Origin of the sequence: Sphingomonas sp. (genome assembly GCF_019635515.1) — a bacterium.
Taxonomy (GTDB): domain Bacteria; phylum Pseudomonadota; class Alphaproteobacteria; order Sphingomonadales; family Sphingomonadaceae; genus Sphingomonas.
In genome coordinates this window covers 1,159,784-1,176,480 of the sequence record NZ_JAHBZI010000001.1, presented here as the reverse complement: position 1 = coordinate 1,176,480, position 16,697 = coordinate 1,159,784, and the positions used below count along the sequence as shown (strand labels likewise).

Annotated in this window: 13 protein-coding genes; 3 read left to right on the top strand and 10 right to left on the bottom strand. The window is 65.4% G+C overall.

The window, feature by feature from the left end; translation table 11 throughout:
• Nucleotides 1-154 precede the first annotated feature (154 nt).
• The 7 genes from KF730_RS05955 to KF730_RS05925 form a co-directional block, all read right to left on the bottom strand.
• A complete protein-coding gene (locus KF730_RS05955) occupies nt 155-2,662 on the bottom strand; it encodes an ABC transporter permease (RefSeq protein WP_294092914.1) in 2,508 nt (835 codons plus the stop codon).
• A 12-nt stretch (nt 2,663-2,674) separates the two neighbouring features.
• Entirely contained in the window at nt 2,675-5,173 is a 2,499-nt protein-coding gene (locus KF730_RS05950; RefSeq protein WP_294092912.1) for an ABC transporter permease, read from the bottom strand.
• 10 nt (nt 5,174-5,183) lie between these two features.
• Nucleotides 5,184-7,646 carry an ABC transporter permease gene (locus tag KF730_RS05945; protein WP_294092910.1) on the bottom strand — a complete coding sequence of 821 codons (2,463 nt, stop codon included), beginning with the start codon at nt 7,644-7,646 and terminating at the stop codon, nt 5,184-5,186.
• A 49-nt stretch (nt 7,647-7,695) separates the two neighbouring features.
• Complete coding sequence (locus tag KF730_RS05940) at nt 7,696-8,397, bottom strand: head GIN domain-containing protein (protein ID WP_294092909.1); 702 nt, start codon at nt 8,395-8,397, stop codon at nt 7,696-7,698.
• Nucleotides 8,398-8,424: 27 nt separating this feature from the next.
• On the bottom strand, nt 8,425-9,105 hold the full coding sequence (locus KF730_RS05935; RefSeq protein ID WP_294095773.1) for an ABC transporter ATP-binding protein: 681 nt from the start codon (nt 9,103-9,105) through the stop codon (nt 8,425-8,427).
• A gap of 20 nt (nt 9,106-9,125) precedes the next feature.
• Entirely contained in the window at nt 9,126-10,376 is a 1,251-nt protein-coding gene (locus KF730_RS05930) for an efflux RND transporter periplasmic adaptor subunit (RefSeq protein WP_294092908.1), read from the bottom strand.
• Between the two features lie 117 nt (nt 10,377-10,493).
• A complete protein-coding gene (locus tag KF730_RS05925) occupies nt 10,494-10,703 on the bottom strand; it encodes a hypothetical protein (protein WP_294092906.1) in 210 nt (69 codons plus the stop codon).
• Nucleotides 10,704-10,872: 169 nt separating this feature from the next.
• Here KF730_RS05925 and KF730_RS05920 point away from each other — a divergent pair, with 169 nt between their 5' ends.
• Entirely contained in the window at nt 10,873-12,255 is a 1,383-nt protein-coding gene (locus tag KF730_RS05920; protein ID WP_294092905.1) for a sigma-54 dependent transcriptional regulator, read from the top strand.
• The gene (locus KF730_RS05915; protein WP_294092904.1) at nt 12,245-13,567 is read left to right on the top strand and encodes a HAMP domain-containing sensor histidine kinase; all 1,323 of its coding nucleotides are present in this window, start codon (nt 12,245-12,247) and stop codon (nt 13,565-13,567) included. Before KF730_RS05920 ends, KF730_RS05915 begins: the two co-directional genes overlap by 11 nt.
• Here KF730_RS05915 and KF730_RS05910 read toward each other — a convergent pair.
• From KF730_RS05910 to KF730_RS05900, 3 genes are read right to left on the bottom strand one after another with little or no spacing between them, the layout of a single operon-like run.
• A complete protein-coding gene (locus KF730_RS05910) occupies nt 13,564-14,430 on the bottom strand; it encodes a type II secretion system protein GspK (protein WP_294092902.1) in 867 nt (288 codons plus the stop codon). The two genes, KF730_RS05915 and KF730_RS05910, sit on opposite strands and share 4 nt — an antisense overlap.
• Nucleotides 14,427-14,969 carry a type II secretion system protein GspJ gene (locus KF730_RS05905; protein WP_294092900.1) on the bottom strand — a complete coding sequence of 181 codons (543 nt, stop codon included), beginning with the start codon at nt 14,967-14,969 and terminating at the stop codon, nt 14,427-14,429. The genes KF730_RS05910 and KF730_RS05905 overlap by 4 nt, the downstream gene beginning before the upstream one ends.
• Entirely contained in the window at nt 14,966-16,009 is a 1,044-nt protein-coding gene (locus KF730_RS05900; protein ID WP_294092898.1) for a penicillin-binding protein activator, read from the bottom strand. Before KF730_RS05900 ends, KF730_RS05905 begins: the two co-directional genes overlap by 4 nt.
• Between KF730_RS05900 and KF730_RS05895 the strand changes: the two genes are divergently transcribed.
• Complete coding sequence (locus KF730_RS05895) at nt 16,003-16,695, top strand: hypothetical protein (RefSeq protein ID WP_294092896.1); 693 nt, start codon at nt 16,003-16,005, stop codon at nt 16,693-16,695. The genes KF730_RS05900 and KF730_RS05895 overlap by 7 nt on opposite strands.
• The last annotated feature ends 2 nt before the right edge of the window (nt 16,696-16,697 follow it).

Below are 16,697 nucleotides of genomic sequence, written 5' to 3'. Positions count from 1 at the left end.
TTTTATTACAACCGGCATTGTCAGCCAGTCTGCATTTACGATTCCATGCAGCCAAGCCGAACCCTACCCATTTTGAATAATCATGCTGGAATCACGGAAAAGCGGACGGGGAGTCGCCTCCCCGCCCGCCCGGCTATGCCCGCACGCGACGCGCCTACTCGTAGCGCAAGGCATATACCGGATTGGTGCGCGCCACGCGGAAGGCGTGGGCGCCGATAGTGACGACGGCGATCACCAGCGCCAGTAGCCCGGCAAGCGCGAACGGTATCGGCGTCAGCGTCATCCGCGCATCATATTGGTTGAGCCAGTCGCGCATCACCCACCACGCGACCGGCCAGGCGATGACATTGGCGATCACCACCGGCCGCGCGAACTGCCAGATCAGCAACCGCACGATGTCGCGCGTGCGGGCGCCGAGCACCTTGCGGATGCCAATCTCCTTGGTCCGCCGCTCGGCGGTAAATGCCGCAAGGCCGAACAACCCGAGGCAACCGACCACGACCGCAAGGATCGCGAACAGGCCGAACATCTGGGCCCGCGCATCCATCCGGCGATAGCTCCGCTCCATGATCGCGTCGCTGAACTGCCCGTCGAACGCGACATCGGGTGCGAAGCTGCGCCACACATTCTCGATGCCGGAGCGAACCGCCGCGCCATCGCCCTTGAACCGCGCCATCAGCCAATACACGCCATTGCCGTTCCAGGCGAAGATGATCGGCTCGATCGGCGTATTGACAGTGCGGAACCGCGAATCCGCGACCACGCCGATGACGGTAAGCGTCATTGCGCCCCCATATTTCTCGTCGATGCCAAAGCGCATCGTCTTGCCGATCGCGTCCTGCGCGCTGGCGAAGCCCAGCCGCTTCACGCCTGCTTCGTTGATCACGACATTGGCGCCGCGCTGTGCCAGCGCCGCCTCCGCGGCGGCATTTTCCGGCTGCGGCGTCGTCGTATCGTCGCCGGGGCGGTTGCGGTCGAACACGCGGCCCGCAACGGTGCGGATACCCATGGTCGGGAAATAGCCGGGATCCACGGCATAATAGCCGATATCGGTCGGCTCGCTGCGCCCGGACACGGTAACCGTCGTGGAAGAGTTGTTGCCGGTATTGACGCCGATGCCGGTGCGGCCGACGCTCTCGACGCCTGGCACCTGTAGCAGCTGGCGCAGCAGTGCGTCTTCGCGGCCGTAAAAGGATGCCGAGCCGACACCGCTTACCTGGATCAGGCCGTCACGCTGATAGCCGGGATCGAGCGTGCGCGCGTAGATCGTCTGGCCATAGACGATCGCGGTGCATGCCATCAGCCCGATCGAAACCGCGAACTGGATCACCACCAGCCCGCTGCGCAGCCGGCCGCTGCCTTCCGCATCCGCAGCCGATTTATTGGCTTTCAGCACGCGGGCCGGCTCAAAGCGGGAGAGGTAGAGCGCCGGATAGACGCCCCCCGCTGCCCCCACCAGCACGACCAGCGCCAGCACCGGCAGGATCACGCCATGCGCTCCGAAATAATCCAGATCGAGATCGGCATCGAGGAACTGGCTGAACCATGGCAGGGCGATTTCGGTCAAAGCCAGCGCCACCAAGGTCGATATCGCCGCCAGCAACAGCGATTCGCCCAGGAACTGCACGATCAGCTGCTTGCGCGTCGCGCCCAGCACCTTGCGCAGCGCCACTTCGCGCGCCCGCTGGCTGGCACGCGCCGTCGCCAGATTGGTGAAGTTCACGCACGCCATGCCGAGGATCAGCAGCGCGACGATGGCGAAGGTCGCGATCGATGTGGCGTCATTGCCCGCCGTCATCGCCGATCCCTGCGCCTTGCCCAGATGCACGTCGCGGACATTGACCAGGCGAAAATCCCGCTCGTCGCCCGCATTGGTCGTGCGGCCGTTATCGGTTTCGTTGGGGATATTGCGCTTTTCCCAGGCCGCGAATTGCGAATTGATCGTCGCCACGTCCACGCCCGGCTTCAGCTTCACATAGACCCAGCCGCCGGTCCAACCCCAGGCGGTGAGGAACTGTTCGAGATGGCCCTGAGCATAGAGGCTGGGGAAATCGGCGCGGACCAGCAGGTCGATGTCCATGTGCGAATTCTTGGGCGTGTCCTTCATCACCCCGGTGATCCGGTAATCGGCCTTCACCCCCATCGTCAGCACGGTCAGTGTCTGGCCGACGATATCGGTGCTGCCGAACAGGCTCTTCGCCTGGCGTTCGCTGAGCACCGCGGTGCCCGGCTGCGCCAGCGCCTTGGCATCGCCGGCAACCAGCGGCAGCGGCACCGTTTCGAAGAAGCTGCTGTCGGTCAGCGCCGCATTGTCGGGCGTATAAGCGCGACCCTCCCGCAGCACCGTGATCCGCGTGCCGCCGCCGAAATAAGTCGCACTCTCGATCTGCGGGAAGTCCTTCAGCAGTGCGGGCTTGGTGACGTATTGCGCGCCCTGATTCTCGAAATGGTCCGAGGTCGTCTTGCTCTGATAGGTGACCTGCAGCTGATACACACGATCGGCATCCGCCATCCACGCGTCGTAGCTGCGCTCATATTGGACGTAGAGCAGGATCAGAAGGCACGCGGCGATGCCGAGCGACAGCCCGAAAATGTTGATGAACGCATAGACGCGATTCTTCGCCAGCGACCGCAGTCCGACCGTCAGATAGTTGCGCCACATGGGGACCGCCTCCTATTCGTAGCGAAGGGCGTGAATAGGCTTGGTGCGCGCGACCCGCATCGCATGCGCGCCGATCGTCAGCACCGCGATCAGCAGCGCCACGGCCCCCGCCTCGACGAACGGGACCGGCGTCAGCGACATGCGCACATCGAACTGATTCAGCCAGCCACGCATCACCCACCAGGCGATTGGCCAGGCGATCAGATTGGCGATCAGCACCGGCCGGCTGAACTGCCACACCAGCAGCCGGGCGATATCCAGCGTCCGCGCGCCGAGCACCTTGCGGATGCCGATCTCCTTGGTCCGCTGTTCGGCGGTGAAGGCGGCGAGCCCGAACAGCCCGAGACAGCCGATCACCACCGCGAGGATCGCGAATATCCCGAACAACTGCGCGCGCTTCTCGTCGGCCTTGTAGAGGTCGTTGACGATGTCGGTGACGTAGCGGGCGGTATAGGGAATATCCGGCACGAGCCGCTTCCAAACCGCGCCGATCCGCTCGGAAATCGCGGCGCGATCGCCCGAGACGCGGACCAGCAGGCTGCCGAAGCCACCGGTCTGATAGAAATAGATGATCGGCTGCACCGGATCTCGCGCGGTGCGATAGCGCACATCGGCGACGACCCCGACGATCGTTACCGTCGCCTCGCCCAATTCGGGGCTGACGATGCCGACCTGAACATGCTTGCCGATCGCCGCTTGCGGCGATGTGAAACCGAGCCGCTCGGTCGCGCTTTCGGACAGGATCGCATTGACCCCGCGCGCCAGCAGCGCTTTCTCGATCTCGAGATCGGGCACGCTCGGCGTGGTCGAATCGTCGGTGGCGATCGCCTGTGAGAAATTGCGCCCGGCGATCAGCTTCATGTCGAGCGTGGCGATCAGGCGATCGTCGATCGCGTAGATACCCAGTTCCGGCCCGGTCTGTTGACCCGGCAGATGCACCATGGTCGAGGAGTTGTTGCCGGTGGCGATACCGATATTGGTGCGCGCGGCATCGACCACGCCGGGAACCTTGCGGATTTCCTCGAGCAGGGATTTGGATACGGTCTCGACCTGCGGGCGGGCAACGCCGTTGATCTGGAGCAGCCCGTCGCGCTGATAGCCTGCGGCAACATTCCGCGAATAGGCGGTCTGGCCGTAGACGATGGCAGTGCAGATGATCAGCCCGATCGACACCGCAAACTGGGTGATCACGAGCAGGCTGCGCAGGCGGCCGGTGCCCTCGGCATCGGCGGCTGACTTGTTGGCCTTGAGAATCCGCGCCGGCTCGAAGCGTGACAGGTAGAAGGCCGGGTAGAGTCCGCCAGCCAGACCAACCGCCAGCGCCAGCACGATCACCGGCAGCAGGATGCCGTCGCTGCCCAGATAGTGAACCGCGATCTCGGCGTCGAGGAAGGCGTTGAGCAGCGGCAGCGTCACTTCGGTGATCGCCAGCGCGATCAGCGTGGCGATCGCCGCCACCAGCACCGATTCCCCGATGAACTGCGCGATCAATTGCTTGCGCGTCGCCCCAAGCACCTTGCGCAGCGCCACTTCGCGGGCGCGCTGCGAAGCGCGCGCGGTGGCGAGATTGGTGAAGTTCATGCAGGCCATGGCGAGGATCAAAAGCGCGACCACCGCAAAGGTCAGCACCGTGCCGCGCTCGGTCGTGACCGCCGGGCCCCGGCTCTTGCCGATATGAATGTCCTGAATGTTGGTGAGGACAAAGTCTTCGTCATCACCGGGATTGGACTTGGGCCCGCTGCCCAGATCGTCCGGAATGTTGCGCTTTTCCCATTGCGGCATCTGCGCATTGATCGCAGCGACATCGGCGCCGGGCTTGAGCTTCGCGTAGACCTGCCCGTTCTGCCAGCGCCACGAATTATAGGCGCCGGGCGTATTGCGGAAATAGACCGGGGCGTCGATGCGGATCACCATCGTCGGGCGTAGCGTGCTGTTCCTGGGAATGTCCTGGAACACGCCGGTGACGCGGTAGTCGACATTGCTGTCGCCACTCACCACGGTCAGCGTCTTGCCGATTGGATTCGCCGCGCCGTAGAGCTTGGTCGCTTCCTCCTGACTCAGCACCACCGATGCCGGATCGTCGAGCGCATGGACGCGGTCGCCCAGCAAGAACGGCACCTGCACCACGTCGAACAGCGCGCCATCCGTGATCATGCCGCGCGTCGCGTTGATCGGCTGGCCGTCCTTCAGATAGATCAGGTTCTGGTTACTGGCGTAAACGACCTTCTCGATCTGCGGGAAGTCCTTCTTGAGCGCCGCCACCGCGACATAGGCGGTGGTCTGCGACAGCATCGAAGGCTGGCCCGCGGCATTGCCCAAGAAGTTGGTCTGGAACTGATAGGTGCGATCGGCATCGGTCCGCCACGCATCGTAGCTGAACTCGTAGCGCACATAGCTGAGGATCAGCAGGCACGCGGCGATCCCCAGCGCGAGCCCGAAGATGTTGATGAAGGCGTAGACGCGGTTTTTGGCCAGCGCCCGGAGGCCGACAATCAGATAGTTCCGCAACATCGGCGTGATCCTATTCGTAGCGCAGTGCGTGGATGGGATTGGTGCGGGCGACCCGCAGCGACTGGCTGGCGACCGTGGCGACCGCGATGGCCACCGCGAGCAGCCCCGCGACCAGGAACGGCACCGGCGTCAGAGCGATCCGCGTGTCGAAGCCGTTGAGCCAGTCGCGCATCACCCACCATGCGGCCGACCAGGCAATCAGATTGGCAAGCAGCACCGGCTGGCACAATTGCCAGATCAGCAGGCGGGTGATCTGACCGTAGCTCGCGCCGAAAAGCTTGCGCAGGCCGATTTCCTTCCGTCGCCGTGCGACCGCGAAGGTCGTCAGGCCGAATAGTCCGAGACAAGCGACGATCAGGGCGAGCAGAGCCGCGCTGGCGAAAACCTGCCCGCGCATCGCCTCCCCGGAATAGAGCCGGGCCACCCTGGCGCTCGCAAAGTCGGCCACGAAGGGAACTTCCGGATAATATCGGCGCCACAAGGTCTCGACTCGCGCGCGCACGGCCGCGGGGGATTCGTCGGGATCGTAGCGCGCGATCAGATAGGTGTAGCGCCGCGCGTTGAGATGGTAGACCGTGGGGCGAACCTGATCGCGAACCGAGCGATAATGCGCATCGCCGACGACACCAACGATGGTGGAGGGCACGAGTTCCGGGCGGAACAGGAACGGCGAACGGATTTGCCGGCCGATCGCCTGCTGCGCCGAGCCGAAGCCGAGCCGCCGCGCCGCGCTGGCGCTCAGGACCACGTTGGTGCCATGCTGAAGCAGCGCCTCGGCATCCGCGGCATAGGGACTGTAACCGACGGACGCATCGTCGCCGGGGTGCCGTTCGTCGAGGAAGCGGCCGGCGATCAGCGGCAGCTTCAGCGTATTCTGGAAATCCCAGTCGACGCTGTTGTAGTTCAGCGAGACCGGCTGCGGCCGCCCGGGAAGCTGGAAGCGCCCACTATTCTCCTCGTCGTCGGCCGGCGCGACATTCGCGCGCGTGACGGACAGGATCCCGGGCAACTTTTGGACCTGCTCGTGAAAGCTTCGCCGGGTATCGACATCGGCACGCTCGATATTTTCCACCACCAGCAGCCCTTCGGCGCGATAGCCGGGGTCGGCGCGTTGCGCGTAGCGGGTCTGGGCGTAGATGACCGCAGTACAGATGATAAGGCCGATCGAGATCGCGAACTGGCTGACGACGAGAAGGTTGCGCAGGCGAACCGATCCTTCGGTACCCGCATGGTAGGACCGCAGCATCGCGCCCGGATAGCAACGGGAAAGGACGAATGCCGGATAGAAGCCGCAGATCAGGCCCACCGTGCCGACGAGCAGGCAGAGCGGAACCGCAAGCCCGTCGCTGCCGAAATAGTCCAGCCGCAGGTCCGCACCGACCAGCCACGAGAAGGTGGGCAGAATCATCTCGACGACCGCCAGCGCCAGCACCGCGCTGATCGTCGTCAGGAGCATCGCCTCGCCCAGGAACTGGACGATGAGTTGTCCGCGATGCGCGCCGAGAACCTTGCGCAGCGCAACCTCGCGCGCCCGCATACTCGCCTGCGCCGTGGCCAGGTTGGCGAAATTGATGCAGGCAATGGTGAGGATCAGCAGCGCGATGAGCGAGAAGGCCAGGATCGCGACTCGATCGCCGCCGGGCTTCATGCTTCCTTCGTGGGAGTGATCGAGATGGATGTCGGGCACGGCCGCCAGCCGAAGCTCGGCGGGATGCGCCTCCGCATCGTTCGGAATGTTGCGGCGGACGATGTCGGGCATCGCCGTCGCAATCGGTTGCACCGACTGGCCCGGCCGCAGCTTCACATAGACGAAGCTTTCGAACTGGGACCAGCTTTCCGCCTCTCCTTCGCTCACTCCGAAAAGCGAGTTGGCATAGGGCGTGACGAGGCCGACCTTGAGATGGCTGTTGTCCGGCAAATCGCGGATCACGCCGCTCACGACCAAGTCGTACGGATCGCCGCGATACGACAATGTCACCGTCTTTCCCATGGGATCGGCCGAACCGAACAGCTTGTGCGCCTCCGTTTCGGTGAGCACGAGATTGCCCGGTCTGGCGAGCGCGCTCTTGGCATCACCGCGCGCGAACGGCAGGTCGAAAACGCGGAAGAAATTAGAATCGGCGAAGGTGAGGTCGACGAAGCGGGGCTGGCCGTTCACATTGACCACCGACCGCTCGGGAGTCAGCGCCAGGGTTTCCTCGAGCTGCGGAATCTGACGCGCAAGCATCTGCGACGTGACGCGCGGACTGCGGGCCGAACGCAGCGGCGCCTCGCCGACGCCGGCCATGGTGGATTGCACCGCGTAGATGCGCTCGGCGCCCGGCAGCCACTTGTCGTAGGAAAGCTGGTGGCGAACGAACAGAAGGATCAGGATGCAGCCCGCCAGCCCGATCGACAGACCGGCTACGTTCACCGCCGTGAACAGCTTGTTGCGTGCGAAGACGCGAAAGCTGACTTTGAGATAGTGACGCAACATACGATCCCCTTTCGACATGGCGTGGAACGCAAGGATGCTCCGGGTATCAGGGCGTATCGAATTTTCTGATCTGGGCTGAGCCGTTGACGGACAGGCGTATCTTTTCGGCGGGGCCGTCATAGACGATGTCGCCGGAACCGTTGGCGCTCGCGTCGAGCGAATGCTCGGCGTGGATTCTCGCGTAGCCCGAGCCGTTTACGGTAACGACGGCATTTTCCGCTTTCAGGCGGGAAAATTCCGCATTGCCCGATCCCTGGAGCTTGAGCCGCAGCGAAGCAACGGTGCCGTCCGCGCGGAAATCGCCCGATCCCATGCCGGTCAGGCTGAGATCGCCACCGCGCAGCGCATGGATCTGGACATCGCCGCTTCCGCTCGCTTCGATCGCACGCAATTCGTCGAGCGACACGCGCACCACCGGTGCGCGCTTCGTGCTGTAGGATCCCGTGGTCGCCACGATCAGGGTGCCGCCTTCGATCCGCGTAGTGATATTATCGAGAAGATTGTCGTCGGCTTCGATTTCGATCGACGGATCTCCCGTCACGACCTCCAGATTGGCGGCCCCCTTCAATTCGATCGTATGAAAGGCGCCCGCCGGCCGGGATTGCCGGACATGTCGCCCGGACCCTTGCTTGATCGGCTGGCCGTCGATCTGGACGGTAACGCCGTGATCGCGCCGCGATGAATCGGACTGCGCGGAAGCGGGCGCGACAAGCATCGGCATCGCGGCAAGCAGAAAGAGCGGCCTCATGGCGTGGTTCCTCCCAATAACGTCAGATCAAGCGGCGCGGCGGCGTTCCTGCAGGATGCGGCCGTCGAGCATGTTGACGATCCGGCCGGCATAATCGGCGTGCGCCGGCGAGTGGGTGACCATCACGATGGTCGAGCCCTCGGCGTTGAGCTGCTGGAGCATCTTCATCACTTCCTCGCCATGATGCGTGTCGAGGTTGCCGGTCGGTTCGTCGGCGAGGATCAGCTTGGGGCTGGCGACGAGCGCGCGGGCGACGGCGACGCGCTGCTGCTGACCGCCCGAGAGCTGGCTGGGGCGATGCTTGGCGCGGTGGGCGATGCCGACCTTGTCCATCACCTCATCGGTGCGGCGCTTGCGCTCGGCGGCCGGGACATTGTGATAGAGCAAGGCGAGCTCGACATTGTCGCGGACGCTCAGCTCGTCGACCAGATTGAAGCTCTGGAAGATGAAGCCGATATTCTCCTTACGAACGTCGGCGAGCTTGCTCTCGCTCAGCCCGGCGACTTCCTGGCCGTTGAACACATAGGAGCCGCTCGACGGGCTATCGAGCATACCGATCATGTTCAGCAGCGTCGATTTGCCGCAGCCCGAAGGCCCCATGATCGCGACGAACTCGCCATCGGCGATGTCGAGGTCGATCGCGTCCAGCGCGGTCGTCTGCACCGTGTCGGTGCGGTAGACCTTGGAAAGCTCGCGCATGGTCAGCATGGAATTCCCTTTCTTTTCGGTCATTTGGTCAAATCCAGACGGTCTTTGTCGGTAAATCCGGTATAGGGTGAGGTGAGCACCTTCTCGCCGGGCTCCAGCCCTTCGAGCACTTCGACGAACTCGGCATTGCGGCGGCCCAGGCGAACGCTGCGCTTGACCGCGCTGCGGCCGTCCGGGGTGACCACGAAGATCCAGTTGCCGCCGGTCTCGTTGTAGAAGGCACCATTGGGAATCAGCAGTGCCGGGGTCGGGTCGCCCAGCGTCAGGCGCGCCTGCATCGTCTGGCCGCGCTGGATGTTCTTGGGCTCCTCGCCGACGAACTGGAGATCGACCTGAAACTGGCCGTTCTGGACCTGCGGATAGATTTTGGTGACCTTCGCCTCATAGCGCTTGCCGCCGAAATCGAGGCTGGCCTTTTGCTGGAGCTGGACGCGGCCGAGATAGAATTCGTCGACCCCGGCGATCAGCTTGTTGCGGCCGGGGCTGTCGATCTGGCCCACGCGCTCGCCGCGCTGGAGCGACTGGCCGACCTGCACCGAAAAGCCCGAAAGCTGTCCCGCGACCGGCGCACGCAGCTGCAGCGCGTCGAGATTGGCGCGGGCGATACCCAGGCCGGATTGCATCGACTTGGCCGCAGCCTGGGTCTGCGAAAGCTGGCTGCCCTGGAGCCGCGCATCCGTCGCCTGGCTGCGCTTGAGCACCTCGTAGCGCTTGCGCTCATAGTCGTATTGATCGCGGGTATCGGCGAACTGCTTGGCGGGTACGAAGCCCTTCTCGGCCAGTGGCCGCTCGCGCTCGTACTGGCGGCGGGCCTTATCGACCGCCAGTCCCGCTTCGAGCACCGCGCGCTCATTGGCCAAGCGGGTCTGCGCCAGCGCCAGCTCCTGGCTGCGCATATTGTTGATCTGCTGCTCGACCTCGGTCTGGCGCGCCAGCGTCGAGAGCTGGAGTTCGGCGTTCGACAGCACGGCTATCGGCTGGCCGGCGGCGACATTGGCGCCGTCCTCGACCAGCATCTTCTCGACGCGCCCGCCTTCGACCGCGTCGATATAGACGGTCAGCAACGGCGTGACACGCGCACGCAGCGGAATGAAATCGTCGAACGTGCCTCTCGTCACATTGGATACCGTGACGTGGTCGGTCTCGACCGTCTGGCTCGATCCCGATGGCGCGAACCACCAGAAGGCCAATGCCGCGATCAGCACCGCCACGCCGCCGAGGATCGCCTTGGTCCGCATCGAGAGCTTCCGCGTTTCGACGACCTGATCCATTCCGCTCCCGGTAACCGGACGGTCCCCCATATTTTTCTGCATCCGAACGACACCCATGTTCATTGACCTAGCAACCGCCGTGCCAAGCATGGCGCGGCAGTGCCCCCACCAGACCGATCACGACATCACAGCTTCACAACCGTTCGAATTCGAACACTTGTGTCCGGAATCGAACGCCAGTTTTATCGATGCGAAGCCCAGGCTGATCACCGCGTGGCCGCCCTGCCCCCTGACGAACGCCATATCGAACTGCGGCCGCGGCGCGGCCGCCGCCAAGGCAAACGCCACGGCGAGCGGCACCAACACAGGCATTTTGTTCTTTGGCATAGGCACCAGCGAATCTCCCTGCCGAGACACCTGCCGAGACAAAAGCAGGAGCCGTGCCAATTGCCTCTCGGCTCTCCGCCAGCGCTACGCAGGAATAATTCAGCTACCCTTCACATTGGCACGCAAATTGATTGTCCGGTTTCGCACAGTCGCTGTACGGGATGGGGATATGGGTAGCGGGCCCGAGTTCGATTTTTGCGTCATCATCGATGACGACGACGACATTCTGATGGCGTCGCGGCTGTTGCTGCGCCGCCTGTTCAAGGACGTCGCCATTGCCAACACGCCCGAGGAAGCATTGCCGGCGATCTCGGCGCGGCAGCCCGATGTCGTCCTGCTCGACGCCAATTTCGCCCGCGGCGCCACCGATGCATCGGAAGGTCTGGCGTGGCTCGACAAGCTCCTCGCGATCGATCCCGAGATGGTGGTGGTGATGATCACCGCGCACGCCGGCGTTCAAATCGCGGTCGCGGCGATGAAGCGCGGCGCGACGGATTTCGTCTCCAAGCCATGGTCGAACGACCGGCTGCTCGCCACGGTTCGCACCGCCGCCTCGCTGCGTCGTTCGCGCCGGGCGATGATCGCCCCCGCACCCAGCGCGGCTGCCGCTGACGGATCGCCCCTGCTCGGCCAGTCGCCGGCGATGGCGCGCGTGCATTCGCTGATCTCGCGGGCCGGGCCTACCGACGCGAACGTGCTCGTCCTCGGCGAGAACGGTACGGGCAAGGAGCTGGTCGCGCGCGAGCTGCACCGCAAATCGCTGCGCGCAAATGAAGTGATGCTCACCGTCGATCTCGGCGCCGTGTCCGAGGATCTGATCGACAGCGAGTTGTTCGGTCATGTGAAGGGCGCTTTCACCGATGCCCGCAGCGATCGCGTCGGGCGGCTGCAGGCAGCCGATGGCGGAACGCTGTTTCTCGACGAAATCGGCAATCTTCCCCTGCGCTTGCAACCCAAATTGCTGACCGCGCTGGAGCAACGGCAGGTCACTCCGGTCGGCGCGAACAAGCCGATACCGATCAATATCCGGGTGATCGCCGCCACCAACCTCCCGCACGAGAAGCTCCGCGACGAAAACCACTTCCGCCAGGATCTGTTGTTTCGCCTCAACACCGTTGAGATCGACTTGCCGCCCCTGCGCGAGCGCCCCGAAGACCTGCCTGAGCTGATCGACCATTATCTTGGCCATTATTCGCGCCGCTATGGCCGCGAACTGCCCGAGCTGAGCGTCGCCGCGCGCACCGCGCTGCTCCGTCATGATTGGGCCGGCAATGTCCGCGCGCTGCGCCACGCGCTGGAGCGTGCGGTGATCCTCGCACGCGATGGAGCACTCCAGCCGGAAGACTTCGCGCTGGTTTCAGGTGCGCAGCGGATAGCGCCTTCCGCAGTCGTGGCGCCCCGCCCCGACGACGACCTCAACCTCGAGCGCGTCGAGCGGCGTCTTGTCGAAGAGGCGCTCAAGAAGCACGGCTATAATATCTCGCTGGCCGCGAACGAGCTGGGGCTGTCGCGCGCGGCGCTTTATCGCCGAATGGAGAAGCATGGGCTTTGACCAGCGCTTCACGATCGGGCTGCTCGCCTGGATCGCATTGCTGGGCGTGGCGATGCTGGCGTGCTTTGAGTCATTCGCCACGCCGGGGTTGGGCGCGGCGCGGCTGGTCGCGCTCGCTTTTGCCGCTGGCATGTTCGCCGGGCTGTGGCGGCACGTCACCCGCACCAACCGCACCCTCGCTCGTTTCCTGGAGGCAGTGAAGTTCGGCGATACGGCGGTGCGCTTCGACGGACATGGCGGCGCCGGGTTCGGCGATCTCGCCGAATCGCTCAACGAGGTGCTGGGCCGGTTCCGCGCCGATCAGGACCGTGCCGCCGGCGAGCTTCGCTATCTCGACGCACTCGTCGACGACATCCCGGTCGCTGTGCTGACGGTGAGCGCCGACGATCAGGTCGCTTTCGCGAACAAGGCTGCCCGTCGCCTGTTCAAGGGCGAACAGGGCACCCGCCCCGGCGATTTCGCGCATTATGGCGCGACGTTCGCGCGGCGGCTGGCGGATAGCGCGCCAGGCGAGGAATTGTTGCTGCTCAATCTCGGTGGACGTTCGCAGCGCGTACTCGTCAGCACCGCGACGCTCGACCGGCTCGGCCAGCGTACCCGCGCATTGGGGCTCCAGCCGATCCAGGGCACGCTCGACGCCGCGGAGATGGCGGCGCAAACCGATCTGGTCCGCGTGCTGACGCACGAAATCCTCAATTCGCTGACCCCGGTCACCTCGCTGGCGGCGACCGCCGCCGATCTTCTCGCCGATCCCGATCTCGTCGCCGATCCGCGCATCGGCGACGCCCGGGCGGCGGTAACGACGCTGGCGCGGCGCGCGCAGGGGCTGGGCAATTTCATCGAAGCGTACCGCGAAGTGGCGCGCACGCCCGAGATCAAGCGTCAGCGCTTCGCGGCTGGGCCCTGGGCTGATGAACTTGCTCGCATCTTCGCCGCGGAAGCCCCTCAGATCCCGCTCGCGCTGGAGGTGCGGCCTGCCGGGCTGGCGCTTGATGCCGATCCCGATCTGCTCGCGCAGGTGCTGATCAACCTGATGCACAATGCCGCGCAGGCGATGGCCGCGATCGATGGTCCTCGCCTTGCCCTGCGATTGCTGACCACACCCGAGGGCATCGCGATCGAAGTCGAGGACAATGGACCGGGCGTGCCCGAACAGCTGCGCCAGGATGTGTTCCTTCCCTTCTTCACCACCCGCGCCACCGGTACCGGCGTGGGTCTCAATCTCGCCCGCCAGATCGTCGTTGCGCATGGCGGGGCGATCAACGTGACCGACGCGCCCGGCGGCGGGGCACTGTTCCGGATCGTGCTCTAGGGCAATGGCGGCGCCCCGGGCGGCACCGCCGCGCCGCGCCAGCGCTCGACCGGCACCACTTTGAGCTTTCCGTCCGCGTCGCGGCGACGCTGGATCAGGGTCGCGCCCTGCTGGCTGGTGCCGCCAATCGTCGCGCGGGTCCGCACCCAGAAGGTGTTCGAGCGGAACGAGGTTCCCCACGGCATCGTCACGTGCTGATCGGACAAATCCTTGAGCGTCAGGAAGCCCTGCCGGCCACGCACTTCGGCCAGGCGGGCGGCGACCACCGGATCGTTGAACAGGATACCCAGCATCTCCGGATCGGCGGCGTTGAGGTTGAGCGCGGTGGTGCCCGGCAGGGCTGTCACCAGCCGCTCGAGCCGGTCGGCGACCTTGGGATCGATCCCGGCCAGCCGCAGCGGGCGCAGATCGGTGATCGGCCCCTCGCGGCGAATATATTCGGCGGCGGCGAGCGCCTGTTCGGGGGGCAGGCCGACCTGTTCGGCGATGCGCTGGAACAGCACCACCGCCGCCGCTTCGCCCGACCGCAGCGAATTGACGTTGAAGCGCCCCTCGGCATCGGCAATCGCCAGCGTGAAGCTGCCGCCGTCGATCGGCGCGGCACGCTCGGACAGCTTGCCCCATGGCTCCGCGGCATGATCGGCATCGGCGGCGGTCTCGGCATCGCGGCGCAGCGCGACCAGCGCCGAAAGCTCGCCACCACGCACCACCGCCAGCGCCCGCGCCGCCTCGCGAGCGCGAAGCCCCTGATTGAGCGCCAGTTCCTCACGGTTGATCATCAGCAGCACCAGCCCGCTGGCGATCGCGACGAACATCAGCACATTGACGAGGATCATCCCCTCCTCGCCCGCGCGCCACGTCACTTGGCGTCCTCCCTGGCACGGTCGGGCAAGGTGACGACGCGGCGCAGCGTGCCGGGCACGCCGCCAGGGCCGGCGACCTGCATCTCGACCTCGACGGCCCTCGGCCAGCGTTCGCGGTTCTTGTCGTCGATGGGCCACTTGTTGACCCAGGCGCCATTCCAAAAGCGCCAGCGCAGGCTGGCGATCCCGCGCAGCAGTTCCTGCGGCATCGGCCCGATCTGGCGGACGAGATTGCCATTGGCGATCGAGTAGCGCACCGGCACCGCCGCCCCGCCGACCGCGGGGGCCGCACGGCTGAACGAGAGGTTGGCCGCGCCGCCATCGATGGTGCCGCGCGCGATCTGGTCGAGGTCGCTGGAGACGACGAACATCGCGCGCTGGAGATCGGCGAGACGGTCCGAGCGGCCTTCGGTCCGGTCCTGGACCTTGATGATGCCATCGACGAGCGCGAGACCGGCGACCGCGATCAGCGCGAACAGGCCCAGCGAGATCATCAGTTCGAGAAGCGTGAAGCCCGCTTCCCCTTGGCGATCGTTCACGATCCCGAGCTCACCGCCACCGGCTCGTAACCTTGCGCGCGCGCCACCAGGATCGCGAAATCGCGCGCCACCGAACCGTCGGTGCGGAAGCGGACCGGGCCGGTGACGCAGTTGAAGCCCTTGCTGTCGAGCAGTCCCTCGCCGCCCAGTGTCCCGGCCTTGCGCAGCGCGTTGGCGATGCCGGCGGCGTCATAGGCAAGGGCGGTGATCGTACCCGCCCCGCCGCCATTGCGCGCCTCGAACTCGGCGGCGAAGGTTCCAAAGGCGACCGGGTCCGGGCTGGCGATCCAGGCGCCGTCGAGCGCCTCCAGCGCCTGTGGGCGATGATCGAGGCCCTGTAGCGTGCCCAGCATCTGCACGCCGCTGTCCTTGAATCGCCGCGCGGCGGCGAGCATCGCCTCGCCATTGCCGGGGAACAGCACGGCATCGGGCGCAGCTTCGGGCAGGGGTTGATCGACCTTGAGCAGCGACACGGTGAGGCCAAGCTCGCCCTCCATCCGCCCGGCAGCGAGCGTGGCGGCGGCGCTCCACGGCGTGCCGTCATCGATCACCGCGACCGATTTGACACCGCGGGTACGGGCGTAGCGCAGGATCGCGGAAGTCACCTGCCCGGCTGTGATCCCGAAAATCCAGGTGCCGGGCGCGCGCAGCACCGAATCGTTGCTGAAGGCGATGACCGGCACACGGCCAGCGATCGTCGAGGAGACAGCGGGCACTTCCTCGGCGGTAAGCGGCCCGAGGATCAAAGCCGGCTTGATCTTGAGCGCCTTCGCCGCCGCCGCAGCCGCGCCGGCAGCGGTGCCGCCGGTATCGAAGCTCTGCACGAACTGACCGTTTTCCGCGAGCAACGCGGCCTGGCGCATGCTAGAGCCAAGCCGCGCTCGCGGTCCGCTGAGCGGCACCAGCAGGGCGATCGGACGCTTGTCCTTCCTCTCTGCGGCGAACGCGAACGAAGGAAGCGCAACCGATGCAGCCAGCCCCGATTGCAGCCAGCGCAGCAATTCCCGGCGATCCAGCGAGTTCAGCGGAGTATGTGGCACGGCGCCGTATTATCCTCTTCGTGGTGCTCGGCATAGCGGCTTACGCGCTGGCGATGCTGGCGACGATCCCGGCGAGCATCATCGTCAAGAACCAGCCGTGGCGAACCGGCGTGGCCGGCACGGTTTGGCATGGCGAAGTCGGCGTGGCGGGCGGATCCAAGCTCGAATGGCAGATGGCGCCGCTGCGCTCGCTGACCAGTCTCGCCTTCGCCGCCGATTTCAAGGCGACCGGACCGGACACCGATCTCGGCGGACGGATGCTGATGCATCCCGGCGGACGAACCGTGCTCGACAATGTCAGCGGCGCCGCGCATTCCAGCCTGCTTCAGGCGCTCCAGCCCAATCTGCCCTTCACCTGCGATATGCCGATGCAGATCGAGATGAAGCGCATCGCGATCAATGGCGGCAACCGGATGATGGACGGGACGCTGACCACCGATCCCGGCACTTGCCGCGCCAGCAGTGGCGGCGTGGCGAGTGCGGTGCCGGAGCTGATCCTGACCGCCGAGCATATCGGCACGACGACGCGGATCCGGCTGGCGCCGATGAGCCAGCGGCGCAAGGTGCTGCTCGATGCGACGCTGGCCGAGGACGGCACGCTGGATATCGGACTGACACCCGACGGCGCGGCGCTGCTGCCGTTCATCGGCCTGCCCGCCGGGCTGCGCGTCAAGGCGCAGATGTGACA